The sequence below is a fragment of the Paraburkholderia sp. SIMBA_053 genome (assembly GCF_046534895.1).
Classification (GTDB): Bacteria; Pseudomonadota; Gammaproteobacteria; order Burkholderiales; family Burkholderiaceae; genus Paraburkholderia; species Paraburkholderia caledonica.
Genome location: NZ_JAWRXU010000533.1, coordinates 1 through 278 on the forward strand (window position 1 = coordinate 1; position 278 = coordinate 278).

1 pseudogene is annotated in these 278 nt (G+C 65.8%); it reads right to left on the reverse strand.

Annotation, left to right across the window (positions count from 1 at the left end):
* Positions 1 to 278, reverse strand: a pseudogene (locus tag SB753_RS36730) (type VI secretion system ATPase TssH); the annotation flags it as partial.

Here is a 278-nt window from a genome sequence, read left to right on the forward strand (position 1 = left end):
GCCGCGCGCCGAACAGCGGATCGTAGCCGACCTTGCCCACGTGCTCGAGCGCCTCGTCGGAGACCACCAGTTGCATGTCGAGCTTCGCGAGCCGGTCATGCAGACGCTGCAACTGAATCCGCGCGATGGACTGCACGTTCGAGCGGTCGAGCGCATGGAACACCACGACGTCGTCGATCCGGTTCAGGAACTCGGGCCGGAAGTGCAGCTTCACCTCCGTCCACACCGCGTCCTTCACGGCTTCCTGCGGCTCGCCGACCATCGCCTGGATGACCTGC